This is a genomic window from Bacillus pumilus, assembly GCF_003431975.1.
GTDB lineage: Bacteria > Bacillota > Bacilli > Bacillales > Bacillaceae > Bacillus > Bacillus pumilus_N.
Map to the genome: position 1 here is coordinate 3,307,366 of NZ_CP027116.1, position 25,571 is coordinate 3,332,936.

General features: G+C 42.7%; 27 protein-coding genes. 5 read left to right on the forward strand and 22 right to left on the reverse strand.

From position 1 onward, the window contains the following. Positions 1 to 40: 40 nt before the first annotated feature. The 8 genes from hisIE to C5695_RS17210 are packed head-to-tail and all read right to left on the reverse strand — an operon-like array spanning position 41 to position 6,470. Entirely contained in the window at positions 41 to 670 is a 630-nt protein-coding gene (hisIE, locus tag C5695_RS17175) for a bifunctional phosphoribosyl-AMP cyclohydrolase/phosphoribosyl-ATP diphosphatase HisIE (protein WP_117731872.1), read from the reverse strand. Beyond that, positions 667 to 1,425 (reverse strand): imidazole glycerol phosphate synthase subunit HisF, encoded by a 759-nt coding sequence (gene hisF, locus C5695_RS17180; RefSeq protein ID WP_117731874.1) that lies wholly within the window; start codon positions 1,423 to 1,425, stop codon positions 667 to 669. The genes hisIE and hisF overlap by 4 nt, the downstream gene beginning before the upstream one ends. Beyond that, positions 1,422 to 2,159: a 1-(5-phosphoribosyl)-5-[(5-phosphoribosylamino)methylideneamino]imidazole-4-carboxamide isomerase gene (gene hisA / locus C5695_RS17185; RefSeq protein WP_117731877.1), complete on the reverse strand. Its 738-nt coding sequence runs from the start codon at positions 2,157 to 2,159 to the stop codon at positions 1,422 to 1,424. Before hisA ends, hisF begins: the two co-directional genes overlap by 4 nt. Next, positions 2,156 to 2,794, reverse strand: a complete 639-nt coding sequence (hisH, locus tag C5695_RS17190) for an imidazole glycerol phosphate synthase subunit HisH (protein WP_117731879.1) — start codon at positions 2,792 to 2,794, stop codon at positions 2,156 to 2,158. Before hisH ends, hisA begins: the two co-directional genes overlap by 4 nt. Then, positions 2,794 to 3,378, reverse strand: a complete 585-nt coding sequence (gene hisB / locus C5695_RS17195; RefSeq protein ID WP_117731881.1) for an imidazoleglycerol-phosphate dehydratase HisB — start codon at positions 3,376 to 3,378, stop codon at positions 2,794 to 2,796. The genes hisH and hisB overlap by 1 nt, the downstream gene beginning before the upstream one ends. After that, positions 3,378 to 4,664 carry a histidinol dehydrogenase gene (gene hisD / locus C5695_RS17200; RefSeq protein ID WP_117731883.1) on the reverse strand — a complete coding sequence of 429 codons (1,287 nt, stop codon included), beginning with the start codon at positions 4,662 to 4,664 and terminating at the stop codon, positions 3,378 to 3,380. The genes hisB and hisD overlap by 1 nt, the downstream gene beginning before the upstream one ends. Then, on the reverse strand, positions 4,661 to 5,302 hold the full coding sequence (gene hisG, locus C5695_RS17205; RefSeq protein ID WP_117731885.1) for an ATP phosphoribosyltransferase: 642 nt from the start codon (positions 5,300 to 5,302) through the stop codon (positions 4,661 to 4,663). Before hisG ends, hisD begins: the two co-directional genes overlap by 4 nt. Next, on the reverse strand, positions 5,295 to 6,470 hold the full coding sequence (locus tag C5695_RS17210; protein ID WP_117731887.1) for an ATP phosphoribosyltransferase regulatory subunit: 1,176 nt from the start codon (positions 6,468 to 6,470) through the stop codon (positions 5,295 to 5,297). Before C5695_RS17210 ends, hisG begins: the two co-directional genes overlap by 8 nt. A 232-nt stretch (positions 6,471 to 6,702) precedes the next feature. On the opposite strand from C5695_RS17210, the gene C5695_RS17215 reads away from it, so the two are divergent. Further along, a complete protein-coding gene (locus C5695_RS17215) occupies positions 6,703 to 7,497 on the forward strand; it encodes a C39 family peptidase (RefSeq protein ID WP_117731889.1) in 795 nt (264 codons plus the stop codon). Between the two features lie 41 nt (positions 7,498 to 7,538). Here C5695_RS17215 and C5695_RS17220 read toward each other — a convergent pair whose 3' ends face one another. From C5695_RS17220 to hprK, 8 genes are all read right to left on the reverse strand, one after another. Next, positions 7,539 to 8,171: a DsbA family protein gene (locus C5695_RS17220; protein ID WP_117731891.1), complete on the reverse strand. Its 633-nt coding sequence runs from the start codon at positions 8,169 to 8,171 to the stop codon at positions 7,539 to 7,541. Between the two features lie 46 nt (positions 8,172 to 8,217). Further along, positions 8,218 to 8,859 (reverse strand): NAD(P)-dependent oxidoreductase, encoded by a 642-nt coding sequence (locus C5695_RS17225; protein ID WP_117731893.1) that lies wholly within the window; start codon positions 8,857 to 8,859, stop codon positions 8,218 to 8,220. Positions 8,860 to 8,945: 86 nt separating this feature from the next. After that, the gene (locus C5695_RS17230) at positions 8,946 to 9,374 is read right to left on the reverse strand and encodes an Rrf2 family transcriptional regulator (protein ID WP_117731895.1); all 429 of its coding nucleotides are present in this window, start codon (positions 9,372 to 9,374) and stop codon (positions 8,946 to 8,948) included. A 69-nt stretch (positions 9,375 to 9,443) separates the two neighbouring features. Further along, the gene (locus tag C5695_RS17235) at positions 9,444 to 9,962 is read right to left on the reverse strand and encodes an acyltransferase (RefSeq protein ID WP_117731897.1); all 519 of its coding nucleotides are present in this window, start codon (positions 9,960 to 9,962) and stop codon (positions 9,444 to 9,446) included. A gap of 1 nt (position 9,963) precedes the next feature. Further along, on the reverse strand, positions 9,964 to 10,614 hold the full coding sequence (gene ppaX / locus C5695_RS17240) for a pyrophosphatase PpaX (protein ID WP_117731899.1): 651 nt from the start codon (positions 10,612 to 10,614) through the stop codon (positions 9,964 to 9,966). Continuing rightward, on the reverse strand, positions 10,611 to 11,555 hold the full coding sequence (locus tag C5695_RS17245) for a nucleoside recognition domain-containing protein (protein ID WP_117731900.1): 945 nt from the start codon (positions 11,553 to 11,555) through the stop codon (positions 10,611 to 10,613). Before C5695_RS17245 ends, ppaX begins: the two co-directional genes overlap by 4 nt. A gap of 18 nt (positions 11,556 to 11,573) precedes the next feature. Then, complete coding sequence (lgt, locus tag C5695_RS17250) at positions 11,574 to 12,398, reverse strand: prolipoprotein diacylglyceryl transferase (RefSeq protein ID WP_117731902.1); 825 nt, start codon at positions 12,396 to 12,398, stop codon at positions 11,574 to 11,576. 11 nt (positions 12,399 to 12,409) lie between these two features. Next, positions 12,410 to 13,342 (reverse strand): HPr(Ser) kinase/phosphatase, encoded by a 933-nt coding sequence (gene hprK / locus C5695_RS17255; RefSeq protein WP_003212943.1) that lies wholly within the window; start codon positions 13,340 to 13,342, stop codon positions 12,410 to 12,412. Positions 13,343 to 13,518: 176 nt separating this feature from the next. On the opposite strand from hprK, the gene nagA reads away from it, so the two are divergent. From nagA to C5695_RS17270, 3 genes are read left to right on the forward strand one after another with little or no spacing between them, the layout of a single operon-like run. Continuing rightward, positions 13,519 to 14,706 (forward strand): N-acetylglucosamine-6-phosphate deacetylase, encoded by a 1,188-nt coding sequence (nagA, locus tag C5695_RS17260; RefSeq protein ID WP_117731904.1) that lies wholly within the window; start codon positions 13,519 to 13,521, stop codon positions 14,704 to 14,706. Further along, on the forward strand, positions 14,706 to 15,431 hold the full coding sequence (gene nagB / locus C5695_RS17265; protein WP_117731906.1) for a glucosamine-6-phosphate deaminase: 726 nt from the start codon (positions 14,706 to 14,708) through the stop codon (positions 15,429 to 15,431). Before nagA ends, nagB begins: the two co-directional genes overlap by 1 nt. Positions 15,432 to 15,449: 18 nt before the next feature. Then, positions 15,450 to 16,175 carry a GntR family transcriptional regulator gene (locus tag C5695_RS17270; protein WP_117731908.1) on the forward strand — a complete coding sequence of 242 codons (726 nt, stop codon included), beginning with the start codon at positions 15,450 to 15,452 and terminating at the stop codon, positions 16,173 to 16,175. A gap of 29 nt (positions 16,176 to 16,204) precedes the next feature. Here the strand turns inward: C5695_RS17270 and C5695_RS17275 are convergent, their stop codons facing one another. From C5695_RS17275 to C5695_RS17295, 5 genes are all read right to left on the reverse strand, one after another. After that, the gene (locus tag C5695_RS17275; RefSeq protein ID WP_117731910.1) at positions 16,205 to 20,062 is read right to left on the reverse strand and encodes a lamin tail domain-containing metallophosphoesterase family protein; all 3,858 of its coding nucleotides are present in this window, start codon (positions 20,060 to 20,062) and stop codon (positions 16,205 to 16,207) included. Between the two features lie 94 nt (positions 20,063 to 20,156). After that, the gene (locus C5695_RS17280; protein WP_007500042.1) at positions 20,157 to 20,543 is read right to left on the reverse strand and encodes a phage holin family protein; all 387 of its coding nucleotides are present in this window, start codon (positions 20,541 to 20,543) and stop codon (positions 20,157 to 20,159) included. Next, positions 20,544 to 20,738, reverse strand: a complete 195-nt coding sequence (locus tag C5695_RS17285) for a PspC domain-containing protein (protein WP_117731912.1) — start codon at positions 20,736 to 20,738, stop codon at positions 20,544 to 20,546. Between the two features lie 6 nt (positions 20,739 to 20,744). Then, a complete protein-coding gene (locus tag C5695_RS17290; RefSeq protein ID WP_117731915.1) occupies positions 20,745 to 21,836 on the reverse strand; it encodes a DUF4097 family beta strand repeat-containing protein in 1,092 nt (363 codons plus the stop codon). An 11-nt stretch (positions 21,837 to 21,847) separates the two neighbouring features. Further along, positions 21,848 to 22,183, reverse strand: a complete 336-nt coding sequence (locus tag C5695_RS17295; protein WP_117731918.1) for a hypothetical protein — start codon at positions 22,181 to 22,183, stop codon at positions 21,848 to 21,850. 197 nt (positions 22,184 to 22,380) lie between these two features. Here C5695_RS17295 and C5695_RS17300 point away from each other — a divergent pair, with 197 nt between their 5' ends. Next, the gene (locus tag C5695_RS17300) at positions 22,381 to 22,611 is read left to right on the forward strand and encodes a hypothetical protein (protein ID WP_117731920.1); all 231 of its coding nucleotides are present in this window, start codon (positions 22,381 to 22,383) and stop codon (positions 22,609 to 22,611) included. Between the two features lie 83 nt (positions 22,612 to 22,694). Here C5695_RS17300 and uvrA read toward each other — a convergent pair whose 3' ends face one another. After that, positions 22,695 to 25,571 carry an excinuclease ABC subunit UvrA gene (gene uvrA / locus C5695_RS17305; protein ID WP_117731922.1) on the reverse strand — a complete coding sequence of 959 codons (2,877 nt, stop codon included), beginning with the start codon at positions 25,569 to 25,571 and terminating at the stop codon, positions 22,695 to 22,697.

The following is a 25,571-nucleotide window of genomic DNA, read 5'->3' on the forward strand; positions in this document are numbered from 1 at the left end:
TTTCACTTAAAAACAAAAAGCCAGAGGTGTCCCCGGCTTTTCATTCACCTTGATGACGTTTTTTTAATACCTTCAATACATCATCAAACGGCAATTGCTGCTCACGTAATAACACAAGAAGATGATACAAGAGGTCAGCTGTTTCCCATTTCAATTCTTCTTGATCTCGGTTTTTCGCTGCAATAATAACCTCTGACGCTTCTTCCCCTACTTTTTTAAGGATTTTATCAACCCCTTTTTCAAATAGATAGGTTGTATAAGCGCCTTCTGGCATTTCTGCCTGACGCTTTGCAATGACCTGTTCCAGTTCATTTAAAATCGCAAAACGATCCTGCCCTTCATTTTGACCCTTCACGTCTTCTTCCGAAAAGCAGCTATAGGTGCCAGTATGGCAGGCTGGGCCGCTTGGCGCGACAAGGACAAGGAGAGCATCCTTGTCACAATCATATCGAATGGAAGTGACCCGCTGGATATGTCCAGACGTGGCGCCTTTGTGCCAAAGCTCATTTCTCGACCGGCTATAAAACCATGTTTCACCTGTCTCCAGCGTTTTTTGATAGGATTCTTGATTCATATACGCTAGTGTCAATACTTCCTTACTTTGAGCGTCCTGTACGATCGCAGGTATGAGACCTGCTTCATTAAAAGTTAATTCATCCGCCTGTTTCATCTGACCTTCACCCCGTGTTCTCTCAAATATGTCTTTACCTCTTGAATGGACGTCTCTTTATAATGAAAAATGGAGGCTGCTAATGCGGCATCCGCTTCTCCTTTTGTAAATGCTTCCAGCATATGCTGGGCGTTGCCAGCGCCTCCAGAGGCGATAACTGGTACAGTGACTGCTTCTGATACAAGCTTTGTCAATCGATGGTCAAAGCCTGTTTTTTCACCATCGGCATCCATGCTTGTCAGCAAAATCTCGCCTGCTCCTCTCCTCACCGCTTCTTTCGCCCAATCGCTGACCTCTATATCTGTTTGACGGCGTCCTCCGTGTGTGTAAACCATGTATGCTTTTTTCTCTTCATCGTACTTTGCATCTATTGCAACGACCATGCACTGGGAACCGAAAAAATCGGCGCCTTCTGTTATGAGTTCCGGTCTTAAAACAGCCGCTGTATTCACAGACACTTTGTCTGCACCTGCTCTTAATATGCGCTTCATATCATCAAGGTGGTGAATACCGCCCCCTACTGTAAAAGGGATGGCAAGAGTGGACGCGACTTGCTTGACCACATCCACCATCGTTTTCCGGCCTTCATGTGAGGCAGAAATATCAAGGAAGACGAGTTCATCCGCCCCTTCCTCATCATACATCTGCGCTAATTCTACCGGGTCACCAGCATCCTTTAAACCAAGGAATTGCACCCCTTTGACAACGCGCCCTTCCTTCACATCGAGACATGGGATGATTCGTTTTGTCATCATAGGCGGTCAAGTCCTTCAAATGCTTCCGATAACGTGAACTGCTTCGTGTAAAGTGCCTTTCCAATGATCGCGCCAGAAACCCCTGTCTGTTTTTGTGCTGACAGCTTTTGAAGATCAGCTACCGTACTGACACCACCTGAAGCAATGACTTGTTTGCCGGTGGCTTCTGCTAAGCGAACCGTACTTTCTACATTGGGACCAGACAGCATGCCATCCATTTGAATATCCGTGAAAATAAAGACCTCTGCACCTTCCTTTGCCAATTCCTTGCCGAGTTCCTCTGCCTTCACTTTTGACGTTTCAAGCCACCCCTCAGTCGATACAAAACCATTTCGCGCATCAATGCCAATCGCTATTTTCTCCCCATATTGTGCGAGCATTTTTTTCACAAAATCAGGATTAGAAACAGCCGAGCTGCCAAGGATCACCCTAGCTACGCCATTGTTTAAATAAAAGGCCACGTCTTCTTCTGACCGAATGCCTCCGCCAATTTGTACATTCACATCTAATGAAGAAGCAATCGCAAGCACATGCTCATGATTGACGCGTTTCCCTGCTTTTGCACCATCTAGGTCAACGAGATGAATCCACTTTGCTCCTTCATTTGCAAACCTCATCGCCATATCGAGAGGCGAATCTCCATAAATGGTTTCTTGATCATAATCTCCTTGTACAAGTCTTACACATTTGCCATTTCTCATATCGATCGCTGGATACAATGTAAATTCACTCATTTGTTCACCCTCTGTTCGTTTGCTAATTGAATAAATTGTTTGAGCAGCGCCATGCCCGTTGTACTGCTTTTTTCAGGATGAAATTGTGCACCAAGCACATTCCCCTTGCCGACAACTGCAGGTACTTGAACGCCATAATCCGCACTTGCTAATTGCTCCTCTTGATTCATATCGCTCACATAATAAGAGTGAACAAAGTATGCAAATCCTTCTGGTACACCGTCAAACAATGGGGAGGGCTGATGAAATGTGAGCTCATTCCACCCCATATGAGGGACCTTCAGTCTTTGCCCGTCCTGATCACGATCCTTTAAAAGAACGACACGCCCTTTTAGCAGCCCCAATCCTTTCGTACGTCCTGCCTCTTCACTTTCTTCAAATAAGAGCTGCATGCCAAGGCAAATGCCAAATAGCAGCTTGCCTTCCTGTACAACCTGGTGGATAAACGCCTCAAGTCCTGTCTGTTTTAACAGCTGCATCGCATCACGAAACGAACCGACCCCAGGCAAAATATAAGCATCTGCCTTTTTGAGCTCCTCCACATCAGCGGAGACAATATAACGGGCACCTGCTCGTTCCAGTGCTTTTGATACGCTGAACAAATTTCCCATTCCGTAATCAATGACTCCGATCATTAGAGCATCCCCTTTGTCGAAGGAATCCCTTTCACACGTGGATCAATGGTTGTTGCTTCATCTAAAGCACGTGCCACCGCTTTAAAAATAGCTTCAATCATATGGTGCGTATTGGTTCCGTAGTGAACAATCACATGAAGATTAATACGAGCTTCTAGTGCAAATTTCCAAAGAAACTCATGCACGAGCTCTGTATCAAAAGTACCGACCTTTTGACTTGGAAAGACCGCTCTCATTTCTAAATGAGGACGATTACTTAAATCGACCACGACCTGAGCAAGCGTTTCATCCATCGGAACAAAGCTTGAGCCATACCGCTTAATCCCCTTTTTATCACCTAACGCTTCCTTAAACATTTGCCCAAGCACGATGCCGATATCTTCAGTTGTGTGGTGATCATCAACATCCGTATCCCCTTTGGCATCAACGGTCAAATTAAAGTGTCCATGCTTCGTAAATAAATCAAGCATGTGTGTCATAAAAGGGACGTCTGTTTGAATATCCGCTTTTCCTTCTCCATCAATCTCTAATGCTAACGAAATATTCGTTTCATTTGTTTGTCTCGCTGTTTCCGCCTGTCTCATTAAGATTCCTCCCGCTTTCTCGCTTCAATCGACCTAGCATGCGCTTCGAGCCCTTCTAATCTTGCAAAAGCCGCAATGCTTTCCCTATGTGTCTCAAAGGCTTCTTGACTATATGAAATAATGCTCGTTTTCTTTTGAAAATCAGTCACACCAAGCGGGCTGGAAAATCTAGCTGTTCCGTTGGTTGGCAGCACGTGATTTGGTCCTGCAAAATAATCGCCCACCGGCTCAGGGCTATAACGTCCTAAAAAAATCGCCCCTGCATGCTTGATTTGACCAAGAATTGATTCTGGATATGCTGTCAGCACTTCTAAATGCTCTGGCGCTAACTGGTTGACGACGTCTACTGCACGATCCATAGATTCTGTTACGTATATACGGCCATAATCTTGTATGGATTGTGCTGCAATTGATTTTCTTGGCAAGGTATCTAGCTGCGCTTGCACCTCAGCCTGCACGTTTTCCGCAAGTGTCTTAGACGGGGTCACCAAAATACTAGATGCCCGTGCATCATGCTCTGCCTGCGAAAGTAAATCAGCCGCCACCTCATGAGCTATGGCCGTGTCGTCTGCTAAAACGGTAATTTCACTCGGACCGGCAATCATATCAATGTCTACCTGACCAAATACCTCTCGCTTTGCAAGTGCGACATAGATGTTGCCTGGGCCTGTGATTTTATCAACAGATTGGATACTTTCAGTTCCATAGGCAAGCGCTCCAATCGCCTGCGCACCGCCCATTTTATACATCTCAGAAATACCAAGCTCCTTCGCAGCAACGAGTACAGCGTCAGAGAGACGGCCGTCTTTCCCTGGGGGTGTCACAAGGACAATTCGTTCAACCCCAGCGACAAGCGCCGGAATTACATTCATTAGAACGGAGGATGGATAAGCAGCTGTTCCGCCGGGTACATACACACCAACGGCATCGAGCGGTGTCACCTTTTGTCCAAGCATCGAGCCATCCCGCTGGTGATAAAACCAAGAGGATGTCAGTTGACGCTCATGGTATGTGCGAATATGACGGATAGCCGTTTGGATCACCTGAATCATAGCCGGGTCCAAGCGTTCGGAAGCATTTGTCATTTCCTCCTCTGTCACAAGCGGATCTTCAATCAGCACCCCATCAAATTGCTTTGTAAAAGACTGCACAGCTGCATCACCATTTTTTCTCACTTCTTGTATAATGCCCTGAACAGCCTGACGCTGCGCTTCCGTTCCTGTATCTAAAGTTCGCTTGAGTGAGAGCGTCTCTGTCTCACCTTCTCGTATGCAGGTGATGTTCATGATGTTTCCTCCCCTTCAATGATTCTTGCAAGGCGCTGCGCCATTTCATCGATCACCATATCCTTCATACGGTAGCTCACAGGGTTCACAATAAACCGTGACGTAATGTCACAAATATGCTCCGTTTCAACAAGCCCATTTTCCTTAAGTGTTTGGCCTGTAGAGACAATGTCCACAATGCGATCGGCGAGTCCGATGAGCGGTGCTAATTCAATGGAGCCATTCAGCTTAATGATCTCCACCTGCTCCCCTTGTTCTCTAAAATAAGATGATGCGACATTTGGGTATTTTGTTGCCACACGCGGTGCGACACCGCCCCAGCTGGCTCCCGGCAATCCGGCAACAGCTAAATGGCATTTACTGATGTTTAAATCGAGCACCTCGTACACATCACGAGCTTCTTCGAGCATGACATCCTTCCCCGCAATGCCAACATCCGCTACACCATGCTCAACATACGTCGTCACATCCATTGGCTTCGCTAGAATAAAGCGGAGGTTTTCTTCTGGTACATCAATGATTAGCTTTCTTGAATCCTCGAATTCCTCTGGCAACTGATATCCCGCCTGTCTTAACAGCCCTGCCGCTTCTTCAAATATTCGGCCCTTTGGCATCGCCATCGTCAACACTTTACCCATTTTGCTCTCCCTTTCTCGCGCCGATAAAATACGTCACCTGCTCAAATGCCTTGGTCATTGCATCAATATTTTCAATTCCCGCTAAGTCTTGCAGGACGATTTTTTTCCCTTTTGACCTTTCCTTTTCTGCAAAAGCAAAGGCCTCCAGCCGTTGTTCTTTACTAAAAATCACAGCCTCCTGCGGCTCATTGATTTCTTTTACATCGAGCGCTTCAAGCAGACGATCTAAACGAAGTCCGAATCCTGTAGCTGGTGCAGGTGCATCAAAATGAGCCAGTAATTGGTCATATCTGCCGCCACTTCCGATGACAGACCCAACATGATCTGCAAATACTTCAAACAAAATGCCTGTGTAGTAGCTCATATGACTCACCATGCTGACATCCAAACGGATATATTCTGTACAGCCGTAATCTTCGAGTGTCTCCCAAAGCGACTTTAACTGCGCGAGCACTTCTTTTCCCTCTTGTGAAACGACGATTTCCTCTGCCCGCTCTGTGACTTCCTGACCGCCTCTTAACTCTAAAAGCTGTAACAGTCTCGTTTTGTCGATGGAGGAAAGTGGCAATTGCTTCACATGTTGACGGTATCCCACATAATTTTTTTCATATAAGAAGCGGCGAAGAACGTTTGCACGATCTGTATTTCCCAATACATCTACAAATAACGTTTCTGCTAAAGCAACATGCCCAATCGCAATTTTGAAGGACTTTAGCCCGGCATTTTTTAATGCAAATACGACAAGAGCGATCACTTCAGCATCTGCACTAATCGAACCGTCACCAATCAACTCAATTCCAACCTGCTCAAATTCTGATGGCCTTCCGCCTTCTCTTTCCTGCGCCCGGAACACATTGGCCGCATACCCAACGCGAAGCGGATACGCCTGTTCATGAAGCTTTGAAGCCGCCACCCTCGCAATCGGCCCCGTCATATCAGGTCTCAGTACAAGGGTTTGCCCGTTCTGATCAAGTAGCTTAAAGAGCTGTGTATCTGTAATCGCCGATTGAACACCGACTGTATCGTAAAATTCAAGTGTTGGCGTCTCCATCAAACGGTAACCCCAGCCATTCATGACCTCTGTTAATGAATGCCTCACTTTTTTCTTCGTCTCATACAATCCTGGTAATGAATCCCGCATACCATATGGTTTCTCAAACATAAACATGTTCTTCCGCACCTCCAACACATTAAACCGAAATATTCCGAATCCTTTAGTTCGCTAATTTGATAATATGCTAACAAAATAAAGTAATTAAATCAATCTTTTTATTTTCTCTCTATTTTCATGAAAAATTTGTGGAATTATTACATTCAAGTGACACCTGCCTCTTTTCTACATATTCGATGAAAGAACGTGCTATAATACTTAAAAATATTGAATCAAACAGGAGATTACAGTGAAGTTCATCCAGACATTCATCTTAACTTTGTTGTGCGCTTGCCTCGTTTATTTCGGCTTTATATACGTAACACAAATCGACCAAGTCAAGAAAACAGCTGCACCCAACGAAGCAGCCAAAGAAAAAGAAAACGATACGGCGCTCGCCGCTGAAGAAACACGATCAACGAAAAAAACAGACACCACACTTTCTTCTTTAAAAGGAAGCAAAAAAGCCATGGACGTCATCCTCTACAATCAAATGGATGCCCCAAAGCTTTATAATGGTTGCGAAGTCACAAGCTTAGCGATGCTCCTTCATTACAGCGGCTATGAGCAAGTAACGAAAAACGCATTGGCGAATGAAATAAAACGTGTTCCGCTCAATTATGAAAATGGCCTAAAAGGAGACCCACATGACGGATTTGTAGGCGATATGGAGAATGGACCAGGTCTTGGTGTATACCATGAACCTATTTATCAGCTTGCGAAAAAATATGCGGGCGATCAAGTTGTTGACTTAACTGGAAAGCCTGTCAAAAAAGCCATCTATCAATCACTTGAAAAAGGGTATCCTGTCTGGGTCATTACCACATCCACCTTTGACAAAACAGATAACATCGAAACATGGAATACACCAAATGGCAAAATAGATGTAACCTTTAATGTGCATAGCGTGGTCATCACAGGCTATGACAAGGAGCATGTCTACTTGAATAACCCATACGGAGAAAAGAATCAAAAAGTCGATCGCGATCAGTTTGAGGACTCTTGGGAACAAATGGGTCGTCAAGCGATTATCATTCAAGCGTAAAAAAACAACCTCAATACGGATAGAGGTTGTTTTTTAATGGTTTATTTTTTCATTATGTCTTTCAGACGGTCTTCAAGCTTTTCAGCTGTCATCGCACCTCCGCCCAGGCTGAAGTATGCATCCTCGTTTTTTAATAAAAGTGAAGGGTAACCATTCACCTGTAGTTGCTGAACCTTTGCAAAGTCGACATACGCATCATTGATGACTTCTTTTGTTTTCATTCGTTCAATGACGATATTAGGATCAAGATGATGTGCCAGAGCGATTTCCTGATACGTCTCATCATCGCTCAGGCTTTTTCCGTCTTGATAAAAAGCCTTTTGCATCGATGCAGCCAAGTACAATGCACGATCTGGAGCAACCGATCTTAATGCTGAAAACCCAATGGCTGCAGCCTCAGAGTCTAAGACAAATGTCCCGTTTGCTAGCAGCTTCTGATAACGTTCACCAAACTCAACGCCAGTTAGCTGACTGATCCGCTGATTCGCTTCTGATATATGTGGATATTCCTTTATTGGAAGACTTCTTTCTCCTACAAATAAGCCGCCAGATACTAACGTCAGTGACATTTCAGGATGATTCTCATACAAAGTACGGATACTGTTGGAAAATCCATAACACCAGCCACAATACGCATCCCATACATAAATGAGAGACAATTCTTGATCATTCATACGTTAAAACTCCTCACTCCTCGTTTTTTAACGGCAACGAATTGACTTATTCTGCTTCAGATACAATGGTAAAACGTTCTCCAACATGGGCAGCCTGCTCTATTTCATCGACAAGCGCAATGGCGTAGTCGGCATAGCTCACATAGCTGTCACCTTTAGAATTAACAATCAGTTGGTCTTTCCCTTTCACATAAGAGCCTGTGCGTTTGCCTGCTGGATCAAAGAATGCAGCAGGGCTGAGGAATGTCCATTTCAATCCTTCTGTCTGTTGAAGGTCTTTGAGGTTTTCACCTTGCTGTGAAGCAGTAGGCACATACTCCTTTGGAAATTCTGGTGTATCAACAAGTCTTGTTGTTTTGGCTTCATCAACAAAAAGACTGCCCGCTCCGCCCACAACGATTAAACGCGTATCGGGTACTTCTTTCAAAATATCAATCAGCTTTTTCCCAGCCTCTACGTGAAGGTGTTCTTGTCCAGCAGGTGCACCAAATGCATTGACGATGATATCAAAGCCTTTAATGTCTTCTGCTTGTAAATGAAACACATCCTTTTCGATAACAGTTACCGTTGAATCTGTCACTTTTTTCGCATCTCGAACGATGGCTGTTACCTCATGTCCTCTTAATTGAGCCTCTTTGACAATTTCCTGTCCTGCTTTACCTGTAGCACCAATAATACCAATTTTCATATAAATTCCTCCTGTAAAATGATTTTATTCGATAAATAAAGGTGTAACCAACTAAGTTACAACAGAGGTAAAAAAAATTGAATGGATCATCCAATTTTTTTGATTAACACCTGCGTTAGTTCACTTAATTTGATCTCAGCAAGCACTTGCTCCATCGCACTTTGAGCGCGACACAAGATTAACTCAAGCACAGCCTGAATATTCGCACCGATCGGACAGTCAGGGTTTGGGCTTTCATGAATTTGAAACAATTCTCCTTCATCCACGACTTCAACCGCTTTATACACATGAAGCAGTGTAATGTCGTCTTCACTGCGGTTCAGCTGAGAACCACCTTTGCCAAGACTTGTTGAGATTAGGCCTGCTTTTTTTAATTTACTCATAATACGGCGAATGACCACTGGATTTGTATTCACACTTCCTGCAATATCCTCCGATGTTTGTAATGATCCTTTTTCAAGTGATAGCAAGGCCAGAATATGGACAGCGACAGTAAATCTGCTGCTGATTTTCATGTTATCTCACCTCTGTTGTAATCATTATAGTTACACCAAGACATAATGTCAACAAAAAAGTCTGCCGAGCTACTCAGCAGACATAGATTGACGTGCTTTCATTTCTTCTTTCGTATAAATCATGCGCATTGGATTTCCACCAACAAATGAGCCTGCTGGAACATCCTTATGCACAAGTGTACCAGCAGATACAATTGCCCCATCTCCAATGGTCACACCAGGTAAAATGGTTGAATTGGCTCCAATTAGGACTTCATCACCAATATAGACTTCCCCAAGTCTGTACTCTTTAATCAAGTACTCATGGCACAAAATGGTCGTGTTATAGCCAATCACGCTATTTCGACCGACCGTGATTTTCTCAGGAAACATGAGATCCACCATAACCATTAAAGCAAACGCCGTATCCCCACCGACCTTCATACGAAGAAAGGTTCTGTATATCCAATTTTTCATTCCCATAAAAGGTGTGTAACGTGCCAATTGAATAAAAATGAAGTTTTTCACCACTTTGAAAAAGGGGACCGTCCGATAGACTTGTCGTAATGAATTGACCCCTGTTACAGGATAACGATCTGTTTTTCTCAACTCAATCAGCTCCAACAATCGCCAGGAGATCACTCATTTTCTTCAGCATGAAATCAGGACGATGCTTTAAAAGAGCCTCTTCTCCCTTAATCGACCAAGCAACACCTGCCGTTTTTGTCCCTGCCGCTTGGCCAGACAAAATATCGTGATAATTATCGCCGACCATCACCGCTTCGTGCGGATCACTGCCAAGCTTGGATAATGCCAGCTGAACAGGCTCCGGATGCGGCTTCTCATTTTGGACATCATCGAGCGTCACAATCACCTCAAAGAACGGCTCTAAACCGGTCAGCTTCAATCCCATTAATACTGTGTCACGTATTTTTGTTGTGACAATTCCAAGTTTAAATCCTCGATCCTGCAATACTTTCAAAGTATCTAAAACAGTCTCATATTCAGTCACAAGCAGATCATGCTGTTCATGATTAAACGTTCGGTACATCTGAATCATGTCATCCGTCAGATCAGGATCCATTGCAGAAAATGTATCAAACAGAGATGGACCGATGAAAGGAAGGATATCCTCACGGCTGTACTGCTCGGGGTAATAATGATCAAGCGTATGCTGAAATGAAGCAATAATTAATTCATTCGTATTGATTAATGTGCCATCTAAATCAAATAGCACGGTGTTAATAGTTGATTCGTTCATATGGCTTCCTTTCTAACAGCTGCAAGTTCCCGCTTCCGCCAAATATAGCTAATGGCAGCTGTTAATAAAATAGCAGATACTAGGCGGATGACAAGAAGCGGCCACACTGGAATCCCAAGTGGAATAAAAATCAGCGTATCTTCGACCACTGCATGGCAGGCAACAAGGAAAATGAAGGCAAGGGTTAAATCCTTTTTACTCACACCGTCCTCTTCCACCGCCTTGATCATCACGCCGGCTCCGTATGCCAGACCAATGGTTAATCCCGCTACCATCGTCATTGACGTATTTTCTTTCATTCCAAGCATTCTCGTAAATGGAGACAGCCACTTAGACAGCATATGGAGCCACCCTAAATCTCTCATGAATTGAATGATGATCATGAGGGGGATAACGATACAAGCGAGCTGGAGCACACCAAGTACGGCTTTTTGAAAAGCAAGCAGGACGATCATGTACCAGCTTGAAGGCACATCAGCCGTCTGTGCCGCTGTCAAAAGTCCATATTGTGCAGGCTCCTGGCCTCCCTGCCAAACGAGATGAATGACAATAGCCGAAATAACAGCAAGACTGATTCTGACCAACAAAATCACAGACACTCTGAGTCCAACCTTTGCTGCCACTGTCGATTCAATAATCAGATTATGACAAAAGGACAGCATGACCGCCAAAATGAACACTTCTCTCACAGGAAGATCTAGTGTCAGGATGGCGGCTATGCCAGCATACAAGTTCAGCACATTTCCTAATACAAGCGGAATAGCTGCTTCTCCTGAAAGACCAAACACCCCCATAAATGGACGTATGAATTGAATGATCCAATCCATAACAGGCGTATGCTGCAAGATACTGACGAGAATGGTAACCGGAAAAATGACTTTTCCAAGTGTCCAAGTGGTTGATAGCCCTGCTTTTAAGCCGTTTTTCCATGTCTCCCCCATCTGTTCTGACCCCCTGCTTTAATTCGATGAGTTATTCTCTTTATACGGAATCGATGCGTACCCTTTTATTCTTCTAAAAATCATCAGCAAAATAGCCACTACAAAAATGGCAATCGAAATCATTTGAGCGATTCGAAGATGTTCTGTCAGCATCAAACTGTCCGTTCTCATTCCTTCTATGAAGAAACGACCAATGGAATACCAGATTAAATAAGACAAGAAAATTTCGCCTCGGCGTAGCGATGTTCTGCGTAATAAAAGCAAGATCACAACACCGGCAAGATTCCATAAAGATTCGTATAAGAACGTTGGGTGATAATAGGACCCATCAATATACATTTGATTAATAATAAACTCCGGCAAATGCAAATTCTCTAAAAAGGCTCTTGAAACAGCCTCACCATGCGCTTCTTGGTTAATAAAGTTCCCCCAGCGCCCAATAGCCTGCGCTAGTAAAATGCTAGGTGCTGCTACATCGGCAATTTTCCAGAAGGAGACCTTTTTCACCTTTGTAAAGACAATCGCTGTCAGCACAGCACCTATCAACCCGCCGTGAATTGCAATTCCGCCATTCCAAATCTTCATGATTTCATTCGGATGCTGCTGATAGTAATCCCATTCGAAGGATACATAATAAATTCGTGCACAAATAATAGCTATTGGAATGGCAAATAAGATTAAGTCAATAAACGTATCTTTATTGATTCCCCTTTTTTCACATTCTCTCAGTGCGAGCCAGAGTCCAATCAAGGCACCGACCCCAATGATCACACCATACCAATGAACCGAAAGAGGTCCGAGCTGAAAAGCAATCGGATCAATCGGCTGAATCGCATCGTTCATATAGACAACTCCTATTCATCCTGGCCATTGTCTTCAATGACATCGGCAAGTTTACTTGTAAATTGTTCCGCTGCATTATGTCCCATGCGTTTTAACCTGAAGTTCATCGCAGCCACTTCAATGATGACCGCTAAGTTTCGTCCTGGTCGTACAGGGATGGTCAGCTTCGGTACATCTGTATCGATGATTCGCATTTTCTCTTCTTCAAGTCCTAAACGATCATACTGTTTACCTTGTTCCCAAAGCTCAAGGTTCATCACAATTGTAATTCTTTTATAGCTTCTGACAGCCCCCGCTCCAAATAACGTCATCACATTAATGATGCCTAAACCACGGATTTCTAAAAGGTGTTCAATCAGCTCTGGTGCACTTCCAACTAACGTATCCTGATCCTCTTGACGGATCTCTACGCAATCGTCTGCGACCAGCCTGTGTCCCCTCTTCACTAGTTCTAAGGCTGTTTCACTTTTTCCTACTCCGCTTTTTCCAATTAACAATACACCTACACCATAAACATCAACTAGCACACCATGAATGGCGGTCGTTGGTGCAAGCTTGCTTTCTAAAAAGTTGGTCAACCGACTCGAAAGTCTTGTCGTTTTTAAACTTGATCGTAAAACAGGCACGCCATTTTCATTTGAAGCTTCAATTAATTCTTTCGGCACTTCACGATCTCGTGACAAAATAATCGCAGGGGTAATATCTGTACAAAGAGACATCATTCTCTGCTTTCGTTCGCGTTCTGGGAGTTGTTCAAAAAAGGAAAGCTCTGTTTTCCCTAAAAGTTGAACTCTTTCTTTTGGGTAATATGTAAAATATCCAGCCATTTCAATACCTGGTCTGGAAAGATCACTGATTGTAATGGGACGATTAATCCCTTCTTCCCCACTTACCAGTTCAAGATGAAATTGTTCCATTATGTCCTTCGTACGAACTTTCGGCACGCTTCTTCCTCCTTTTATCACAGGCGATTCAGAAATACAGCTCTATTTTATCACTTTCAATGATGAACCCAAAACAGTATTTTATCCTGATCCAGTTTCAGTCCTTTACTGGTATAGACAACTATACTTAAAAAGGGTAAACTACATTCATAGACAACGAATAAGGAGGCACAACCATGAGCAGCTCTTTATTGCTCTCCAATATTCACATTGTGACAAAGAATAAGATCATTGCAAACGGTTTTGTCGGTTTACGCGATGGCAAGATTGACTATATTTCAACATCACCACCGACAGGAAATTATGAAAAAGTATATATTTCCCGGGAAAACTTTTATTTACTTCCGGGAATGATTGATATTCACATCCATGGCGGGTATGGTGCAGATGTGATGGATGCGACATCAGAAGCCATGAATACACTTGCAGACAACTTACCCTCAGAAGGAACGACAAGTTTTTTAGCAACCACTATCACTCAAAACCATCAAGAGATTGAACAAGCATTGAGCAATGTGGCTCAGTGGAAACAATCTAATGAACAGGCTGGAAGTCAGGCCCAATGTTTAGGTATCCATCTTGAAGGTCCTTTTATTTCTAAAGATATGGCAGGGGCACAGCCTGCTAATTGGATTCAGCAGCCTGATCTCTCTCTTTTTGAAAGATGGCTAGATGCATCTGCACAGCTAATTCGAATTGTCACATTTGCACCTGAGGAGGACCATGATTTTGCTTTTCTTTCCCTGTTACAAGAAAAGAACATCATCCCTTCTATTGGACATACGAATGCCCATCATGACATGATTGAATTAGCAGCTAAGCATGGTGCTCGCCATATCACGCATCTTTATAATGCGATAAGTTCGTTTCAGCATCGTGAACCAAACGCTGTCGGGGCTGCTCTTACAAACGAGAATCTTTATACTGAGCTGATTACAGATGGAATTCACTCGCATCCACTTGCCATCAAGCTTGCGTATTTGGCAAAAGGAAGTGATCGTTTGATGATGATCACAGACTCGATGCGTGCAAAAGGACTCGGGAATGGAACGTACGAATTTGGCGGCCAAACCGTCACAGTCAGCGGCGAAAAAGCTTTACTCGCAGATGGTACACTTGCAGGTTCAATTTTGCGTATGAAAGATGGCGTCAAACGGATGAAACAAATCACACATTGTGAATGGACAGAGATTGCAAAGATGACCTCAACTAATGCAGCCATTCAGCTAGGACTTGATCAGAAGCTTGGCTCAATCGAAGTCGGGAAACAAGCAGACCTTGTGATTTGGGATGAATCTGGCGAATTAATGATGACGATTTGCCGTGGACAAATCGTCTTTGAGAAAAAGGAGGCCAATCACTAATGAACATCATTGAATTTGAAGATAAAGCTCAATTAGGAAAAGAAGCAGCAGCTCTCATTGCTCGCACGATTGCTTCTAAACCAGATGCCGTACTCGGCCTTGCAACGGGCGGCACACCTCTTGATACGTATCAAGAGTTAATTCACCTTCATCAAGCACAGCAATTGTCTTTCAAACAAACAAAAACAGTCAATTTAGATGAATATGCAGGACTTGAACGAGATCATGAAAATAGTTATATGACCTACATGAAACGTCATTTATTTGATCATATTGATCTCCCTCAGGATCAGTATTTCCTCCCAAATGGCGCTGCACCTGAATTAGAAAAAGAATGTTTAAGATATGATCAGCTCATTCAAGATATAGGCGGCATTGATCTTCAACTGCTTGGAATCGGTCAAAATGGACATATCGGGTTTAACGAGCCCGGTACCCCATTCAACTCTAAGACCCATGTCGTGGAACTAGATGAAAACACACGGCAGGCCAATGCAAGATACTTTTCTTCTATTGATGAGGTGCCTACACACGCCATCACCATGGGTATTGCGAGTATTCTTTCAAGTAAAAAAATTCTCCTTCTCGCATCAGGAAAATTAAAAGCGAAAGTGATACAATATTTAGAACAGACAGAGATACATCCAGACTTCCCAGCATCTGCTCTGAAACTTCATGATGATGTGACGATTTTGATTGATCGAGAAGCTGGTTCACTACGCTAAACACGAGAGGATTTTCACATGTTTATTGATAAGCAGTCACCTATTCCGATGTACCATCAGATTATGGAGAATTTGAAAAAACAGATTGAGGATGGAACATTAGCACCTGATACACTCATTCCTTCTGAAAGAGAATATGCCGAACGCTTTGGTATAAGTCGAATGACTGTCAGACAGGCCTTATCGAATCTTGTGAACGAAGGATATTTGTATCGACAAAAAGGAAAAGGCACCTTTGTGAGTCGAAAAAAGTTTGAACAGGCGCTTCAAGGCTTAACAAGCTTTACAGAGGATATGCGCCAGCGTGGGCTTCAAGCTTCAAGTCAACTGATTGACTTCAAGAAAACCGCATGTCCTGAGTACTTGCTGCCAGTCTTACAACTATCAAATAGCGAAGATGTATTTGAACTCAAACGGATACGCCTTGCAAATGATGAACCAATGGCAATTGAAACGAGCTATATCCCTGAAGCATTTGCAGGAGATTTAACACAGGAACATTTAACTGGCTCTTTATATGAATATATAGAGACTTACACAGGCCTTGTAATTGCTCATGCAAAACAAGAGCTTGAAGCGAATGTAGCTTCAAATGAAGAAGCACAGGTGCTGTCTATTTCAACAGGCGATCCCGTTCTCTCAATTGCAAGAACGACTTATTTTCAGAATGACATTCCATTTGAACATGTGCTTTCCGTTTATAGAGGGGATCGTTACAAACTCATTCATACAATGGAAAGATAAACAGTGCCCCTATAAAAGGAGCACTGTATTTATTTCCTAAGAAATGTTGCTTCATGATCATTTTTTGTATGAATTTTCCATATAGGTGACATGGCTTTTCCTTGAAAACGATCCTTTGCTACAGTGTACCAATAATAGTCTTCATTCGGCTTTAACCCTTTCCATTCAAAGCTTGCTTTTTTACCGCTTTTTACGCCGCGCGCCTCTCCTATTAGAACATTTGTGTACACATTGAGTTCAAAATAATTGGTTTTGACAGATTTCATCTTCGGCGTCAAATCCACATCGATTGAAAATTCATCTTGATCTCCATACGTTTTAGGATCATAGAAATGCTCTTGATTCATATAGGGGGAGTATGTCGTAAAATGGAGCTGGTTTTTTTCTTGGTCGGCTGTTATTACCCTCATAAATCCTTGTCCACCTTCAGGCCCTGACTGATAATCAGCGAGTATTTGATATACTTTCCTGTCTACTTTACCATCCCTATCATCGTCAAGTTCATCTACTTTCCTGCTTGCTCCATGATAGTGGCCGCTAAATACTGCCACAATATTAGGATGGCGTTTCACTACCTGATGGAAGATGAGGTCGCCAATTGGGCTGCGGTTGCCACTGACCAACAAATACTCATGGAAATTTAAAATAACGATGCGGTCTGGGTGCTCAGAAATAACTCGGTTTAACCAATCAATTTCATCTTGCTTAATGCCCCAGCCCATGTAAACCATCATATAATCATTGCCACCGGCAGAAATGAGATCATAATGACCTCGATTATTTTGATAGGATTCCCCATAGTAAGGTTTATTTGCAAAGCGTTTCTCTCCGAAATATTTCCCATATTCCGCATAAATGCCATCCTTATGTCGAACATCATGATTTCCTGCTAAAACACCGTAAGGAATTTGATGATCATCTAACACACGCATAAAAGTATCAGCACGATGCCATTGTTTATCCTTTGAATCATCCACAATATCACCTGTATGGAACACATATTGGATGTTTAATTTCTCTCGCTGATCTCTAATCCACTCGACCATGTGTTTAAAGATATGAGGGTAACTCTTTGCATAATATTGTGTGTCAGACATCCAAACCATTTTATAAGGCTTTTGCGTTTTGCTGATTTCATCCTGTACAAGCAAATCAAACGTTTGATTCTTCATGTACTGTCTGACTGACAGCAAGCCTTTTAGGTGAAATTCTTTTTGGTCCTTAGCAACATGTTGCGTGATTTTATCCCACTTTTCCTGAAGATGATTCCATGCATACATGGTCACCTTTCTCCCTGACAATGAACTCCCTTTCCACATTGCTTCCACAACATCTTTTTCACGTACATCTTGATGTACCTTGATTTGAAAGCGATGATAGGGAAAACGATTTAAATCTTTCGTTTCAACTGATTTACCATCTGCAAATGCAATGCGATTCCTTTCTTGATTAGAAAAGATCACTTCCCCTTTTTCATTAAAGCTCTTTGGCGGTTCTGTCTCCGCTGCATATTTCATAATTTTCATTGATGGATGCAGTGATGTATATTGATAAGCACGGTAAAAGGAGTAATCCAGCTTATCATTTGTTGGATCCTTCGTGAGTACAGTTTGCTTCGACGACTTCATTTTCGTCTTATCTGCTACTCGTTCTGGTGTCTCAGGGTGTTCATGCACTGTCTTGAATTTTTTTTTCACCGTCGACATGTTTCCTGCTGCATCTTTTGCTTTGATGATCAACGTGTGCTCCCCTGGGTCTAATTCACTAGAGGACGTCTGATATGGCAAGGAAATTAGCTTTCCATCTACATATGCCTTCATCTCTTCTATGTCACTCCACCGATCCGTTACCTTTGCTTTTAACGTAAATGCCCCTTTATATGGATCCTTAGTTTGGACATTGGTCTTAATGTTTGGACCCGTGTTATCGACGTTCACTCGGACAGATGCCTGCTCATCTGAAGTTTTGGCCTCAATCAGATGCGACCCTTCCTTCAATCTTCTTGTGTCCCATTTCAAATAGGTTGAAACATAAGCTTCTTTTGGGATATTAAATTGAAATGTTCTTACCTTTTTGGCATTACCACTGTCCCCCATTTTCCATTCTTTTTGCGGATCTGCATGAATTGGAGGAATTTGAGTCCCATTCGACAGGATCATCCGGACGTTTTTTAATTCAAAATCATCGTGATTCTCTCCAGGCATCCGGTCAACAGGAGAAGACTTTGTTCCAGCATGGAAAGAGACCGTTTGGGGACCTGTCTCTTTCATCTCTGCTTCTGGTATTGGCATTGTATAGGTACGATACACTTTTGTCGAATCATCAAAAACAGAAAGTAAGCGGTTACCTACGGACACACCATTTTTAAAATATAAATTCGTCCCTTTGACTTCAAAAGCGATATATGGATCTGCTTCAAGGGCAAAAGACACTTGCTGGTTTCGCTTTCCATCTATCCACAATTTCATGCTTTTTTTCTGATCGGACGTTGCCTTTAATGGGAATAATCCTGAAACCGTCTCTCCTTCTTCCACATTGAACCGAAGCCCGTGGGCTTTGCTAACCTGTTCCACATCGATTGTTTTTTTCATCGTCATTGCAGTATTTTCACCGTCTGACGCTTCAAGCTGATATTCCAATTGTTCTTTGCCAATCAGCTCAGGTGAATAAATAATATGATGAAATAATCGGTCATTATGATCTTTTTGAAGCAGGATCTCCTTGAAATCATCTTTCCGATTTGTTCGATAGCGCAGCTTGACTGTTTTGACGACCTGATCATCCTGTACATTTGCTTTAATTTCTATGCTTTCAGTTGGTTTGACTGGTTTCCTTACTGTCATATCTTCAATCACAGGTTTATGAATATCTTGAGAAATTTCTTTTTTCTCAGATGGAATTTGTGCTTTTAGCACCCTTCCAGGTGTGGGCTCTTCCTCAATTTTCGAGATCAGCTTCATTTGCTGAGTGCCATCCATTGGATATTTGAACAGCAAGGATTTATGCTCACTAAACCATGACGGCTTCAAACGAAACGCGGCTGAAGAAATCTCCTCCCCTATGTTTGTAGCGATGGAAACAAGACGAGATTTAGAGTTGGACAGCCCTTTGCTCTCGATAACAGATAGGTGTTCTCCCTCTTTTAATTGACTTTTGTACATGGCATTAAAGTCCGCTACAGTTAAATGCTCCTGTCCTTTTTTCCTTAGCCAGAAAACATACGGTTTTCCTGGTGACACACTGACTGGATTTGTGTGAAAGGAATACACATCATCCATATCGGTGCCTTGTGCAGGATCGCGGTAGCGGAGCTGATAATGTTTAAGAGAGATAGGCTCGTGTGTCGTGTTATATACTTCGATAAATTCAAATGCATCTTTGCCTTTTCGATTTTTTGAATTGACGACAATTTCTGTGATAACTAAATCTGGAATGCGAGAAAGGTCCTCTTCAAATCCATTTAAGTGAACAGATTTTTCTGCCGTTTTGATGACAGATTTTTGCGTAAGGAACTCTGCATAGTAATCAACGGTTGAATTCCATAATTGTTCTGGCGGAATTTTCGCTGTAAATTCTGGCTTCATTCCTGGTAACCTTTCCATTGGCACCAATCGGTACCCCAGTTCATCACTTTGCTTATAGTACAAATTCGCAGACAAAATTTGTTCTGGATCCGTAATAGACGCACGAAACTGGAGATCACGGCTTTCCCCTCCTAGAACTGGACGGATATCCACATGAAATGGATCAAAAATAAAAGGAGAAAAAGGCTTGTCCGGTATATTGACTTGTGTTTGAACAAAAGATCCTGCTGAAGCAGGCTGACTGAAACAAAAAAGAATGATAAAAAAACATAAAAGCATCATTTGTCTGCTCACGTTCACCATCGTGCACCGCCTCCCTTCGGATATTGTGTCTCGCGAGGAAGGATTTTATGTCAGGTGGGACGGAGAAACGATACAAAAAGACACAAAAAAACCGTTAGCTTTTTTTCGCTAACGGCTCGACGATTCCTTTTTGGATCAACAGATGGAAAATGGATAAAATGACAGCCATCCAAATGGCCGTTCCGAACCCATCAATGTTAAAACTATCGCCCATAAAGCTCGATGTCATCATGAGTGTGATGGCATTAATCACAAATAAGAACAATCCTAGAGAAAGGACGGTCACTGGAAGCGTCAAAATGATCAAAAACGGCTTCACTAAAATATTGAGCAAGGACAAAATGATACTTGCCACAATCGCTGCGCCAAATCCTTCAATATACACACTCCCAAGCCCTGGCAAAATACCCGAATCAAAATATCCAGCAATGACGATTAAAAGTAATGCATTTACGAAAATACTGACGATCCATCTAAGCATTTAGTTAGTGCCTTCTTCCGGAACAACAAAATACCAAATGAAGTAGATCAAAAAGATTGGCATAAATGCTGTCAAAAATCCGATAATGACTGTTAAAATGCGAAGCAGGGATGCATCGACTCTTAAATATTCAGCAAGTCCACCCACAACACCCGCTATTTTTTTATCTGTGGCTGAACGATAAAGCTTCTTCATGTAGAATCACTCCTTGTCTGATTGGTGCTTTACTTGTATTGACCCTGTTTTTGTTTCTGCAAAAATAGATATACTGTGCGCTGCCTGTTGGTTGGCTTTGATCATTTTTTCTTTTTGTAATGTTTCGTTTTTCTCTTTAATCATCTCTGCATCATGCAAATCGTGAGAAATAGACCCAAGATTGCTTTTCAGCTCAGCGGTCACTGCACACGCATGCGGGATCTGGACGTCCACACTGCCTGTTGTCGTTTTCGCATAGATAGAACGGCAATTTTCATCCGATAGCTGGACAGCAATGTTTCCATTAAAGCTTTGGGCATCAATGGATTCACTTTTTCCGCGCAGGTCAATGAGCCCATTAATGGTTTCTACTTCAATCATACCACACTCGTGATCCGCCAGTTTGATTTGTCCGTTTGCTGTTTCAATTCCGACTTTTTCTGCCTGTAACGAAGCAAATGAGACAACACCATTGGTTGTTTTTGCAGCAAGTTCTTTTGTCTTTAGCTTTTCCCCGCGAATCGGACCATTAAACAGCTTGACCTTGATCTTATCGTATTGGATACGCGGTACGTACAAAGTGACATTGACTTTCATCGTCTTCTTTTCGGTCCGAATAAAAAATTTATCTCCTTCGAGTCCACAGTCTAACTGATTGAGAAATTGCTGTCTTGCCTGCTCTCCGTCCTCTGCACGGTAAATCTTCGCATGGCACTCTGCCCGAATATCCCCATCGTCCCAAGGCATCACATTGAGACTACCGTTCGCCAATTGAATATCTAAATGAGAGAGGGCGGCGTCTTTGAACTGAAAAATATGCTCAACATCGACCGACTGTCCAAAGTTCAAATCAAGATCTACGTCTTTGACCTTTTTTACCGCAGAATCTAACCAGCCAAACAGCTTTGCACCAAGATTTTCGGTACCAGTTTCTTTGCCTTCTGTGCCAGCTTTTTCTTCATAAAAGGTGTGATCAGCCGTTGATTTTTCTAATGAAACAGACTGACTTTCTTCTAGTTTTTCAAGCAGCGTAATCGCTTCTTTTGCCGATAATGTCCCGTCTTCTACTAATTTTAAAATACGTTCTTTTTCATTCATACAAAGCCCTCCTACGATTTGATGGATTGAAGTACTTTAATACCTTGAATGATATTCCAAATAACAGAGATCAAAAAGCCAATAGCGACTAAAAAGGACAAGATGAGCACCGTGATGACTGGAATGAGCGAGTCACTTACGTGTGTCGCCAATAAAAAGGGGATAGATCCAAAAACCAGCAGCACGCACGCTGCGACTGGCAAAACATGTGACCACAATGCCCGCAACGAGTGCCGCTTCGTTTCCTTTTGGTCAACTACAAAATATGCCACGATCGGTACAATAAATGGCATAAAAAATACACTAAAATAACAAATAGATGCAATGATCGACTGATCTCTATTCATATATATTCGCTCCTTCGTGACGAAAATTCCTTTCTAACTCATACGTTTATTGCGTATCAAAAGTTTCAAAATCATTCGATTTACATATGACCTTAGACACAAATTATATCTTTTTGCACCTAAGTGTAGATTCTTCACGGATTACCCTTTAAAATATGTTGAAAAGATGGTGATTATCATTATAGGGGGTAATTATTTTGACAGATCATCATAATTCTAACTACACGGCTCAAACGCTTTTAGACCTTATACAGAAACAGAAAAGCATGAACAGCGATATGATCAAGGAGCTTGAGACGATTCACCCATCTCATCCAAAGTATGGTGATATCCGTTATTTGAAAGTACTGCTCGACAGCAGCAGCACCCATATTTTAAAGGATTTAACGCAACTCAGTCATTTAATGCCGAAGGAAGATGCGCAATAAATGAAAAAGAAGACAAAGGGCTAAAATAAACAACATTTTAGCCCTTTGTCAATCATCTGTACCCCTCTTAACGAGGGTTTTTTTTATGATGAAGTCACACTTTCTGTTTCTTTGACCAACTGTTTCATTCGTTCACGGTCCCGCTCTAAAATAGGCTTCAAGTATTTGCCGGTGTATGAAGCTTCTTCTTTTGCAATATGCTCAGGGGTTCCAGAGGCAATGATCGTTCCGCCACCTGCACCGCCCTCTGGTCCGAGATCAACAAGATAATCAGCCGCCTTGATAATATCAAGATTATGCTCAATCACCAGTACCGTATCTCCGTTTTCGACCAGCCGCTGAAGAACTTTTAATAAACGGGCGATATCATCCACATGCAGACCTGTTGTCGGCTCGTCTAAAATATAAAGAGACCTTCCGTTTGAACGGCGGTGAAGCTCAGATGCCAATTTCACACGCTGCGCCTCTCCCCCAGACAATGTCGTCGCAGGCTGTCCAAGTGTAATGTACCCTAACCCAACATCAAAAATCGTTTGGAGCTTCCGCTTGATTTTCGGGATATTCTCGAAAAATTGGAGTGCGTCCTCCACGGTCATTTCAAGCACATCAGCAATATTTTTCCCTTTATATGTGACCTCAAGTGTCTCACGGTTATAACGCTTCCCGTGGCACACTTCACAAGGTACATACACATCAGGTAAGAAGTGCATTTCGATTTTAATGATGCCATCTCCACGACACGCCTCACAGCGTCCGCCTTTGACGTTAAAGCTGAATCTACCTTTTTTATAGCCTCGTACCTTCGCTTCATTCGTTTGGGCAAACACATCCCGCACATCATCAAATACGCCTGTATACGTAGCTGGATTGGATCTTGGTGTACGGCCAATTGGAGATTGATCAATATCAATGACCTTATCTAAATGATCCATACCTTTGATTTCTTTATGTTGTCCCGGCTTCGCCTTCGCTCTGTGCAGTTTTTGTGCAAGTGATTTTAATAGAATTTCATTCACGAGCGTACTTTTCCCTGAACCAGACACACCGGTCACAGCTGTAAAGACGCCTAAAGGAAACTTCGCATTGACGTTTTTCAGGTTGTTTTCTTTTGCCCCTTTGATCTCAATGTAACGGCCGTCAGGCTTTCTTCTTTCGATCGGAAGCGGGATAAATTTCTCTCCGGATAAATATTGTCCTGTCAAAGATTTCTTATCCTTCATGACCTCTTCCGGCGTCCCAGCTGAAATCACTTCTCCTCCATGAACTCCTGCTCCAGGCCCAATATCAATCAAATAATCAGCGGCTAACATCGTATCTTCGTCATGCTCCACGACAATGAGTGTGTTCCCAATGTCACGCATGTTTTTTAATGTCCCGATCAATCGGTCATTATCGCGCTGATGCAGACCAATGGATGGTTCATCTAATATATAAAGAACACCTGTCAGCCTTGATCCGATTTGAGTCGCCAAACGAATCCGCTGCGCTTCTCCGCCTGATAGTGTGCCAGCTGACCGGCTTAATGTCAGATAATCTAATCCCACATTATTCAAGAAGGACAAGCGCTCTTTAATTTCACGTAAAATGAGCTGCGCAATCTGCAAATCTTTCTCAGACAACTCGATTTTCCCATAGAGATCAAGGGCATCGGAGACAGACAAATCGGTGATTTCTCCGATATGTTTGCCATTGATCAAAACCGCAAGCGTTTCTTTTTTCAGACGGTAGCCTTTACATGTCGGACATGGCTGGTTCGCCATATATTTTTCCATTTGCTCACGAATATAATCAGAGCTGGTTTCCTTATAGCGTCGTTCAATATTACGAAGAACGCCTTCAAATTCAATTTCATTTTCACGTACCTGACCAAAATCATTTTCATATTTAAAATAAATCCGTTCAGAGCCGCTACCATATAAAATTTTATCAAATAAATGCGCTGGTATATCTTTTACCGGAATGTCCATGTCGATGCCATAATGTGTGCATACAGCCTCAAGAAGCTGAGGATAGTATTGTGAGCTCTGCGGCTCCCATGGGGCAATGGCATGCTGTCGTAACGTCAAATCCTTATTAGGAATGACAAGCTCAGGATCAACTTCAAGTTTAGAGCCAAGCCCATCACAGCTCGGGCAGGCACCAAAAGGACTATTAAACGAGAACATTCTCGGCTCAAGCTCACCAATAGAGAATCCGCAGTGCGGACAGGCATGATGTTCACTGAATAACAGCTCTTCTTGTCCAATCACGTCAATCATCACCCGGCCTTCACCTAGCCGCAGCGCTGTTTCAAGCGAATCAGACAGCCGTGCTGCCACGCCTTCCTTCACCACGATTCGGTCAATCACAACCTCAATGGAATGCTTCTTGTTCTTTTCAAGCTCGATCTCTTCTGAAAGATCTTCCATCTCTCCGTCAACTCTCACTCGAACATAGCCTTGCTTTCGAATTTGATCAAGCACTTTCACATGTGTTCCTTTGCGGCCAGATACGACTGGCGCAAGCACTTGTAATTTCGTTTTTTCTGGATATTCTAAAATACGATCTGTCATTTGCTCTATCGTTTGGGACGTAATTTCAATCCCATGAATCGGACAAATAGGTTTCCCGACACGAGCATACAAAAGACGTAAATAATCATAGATTTCAGTCACCGTTCCAACTGTTGATCTAGGGTTCCGGCTCGTCGTCTTCTGATCAATACTGATTGCCGGAGAAAGACCTTCAATGGCATCTACATCCGGTTTATCCATTTGACCGAGAAATTGGCGCGCATACGCTGAAAGAGATTCAACGTACCTGCGCTGCCCCTCTGCATAAATGGTATCAAAGGCAAGCGACGATTTTCCTGAACCAGATAAACCCGTGATGACCACTAGCTGGTCACGCGGGATATTGACATCAATATTTTTAAGGTTGTGGGCTCTAGCACCTTTCACCTCTATTCGTTCCATAGCCAT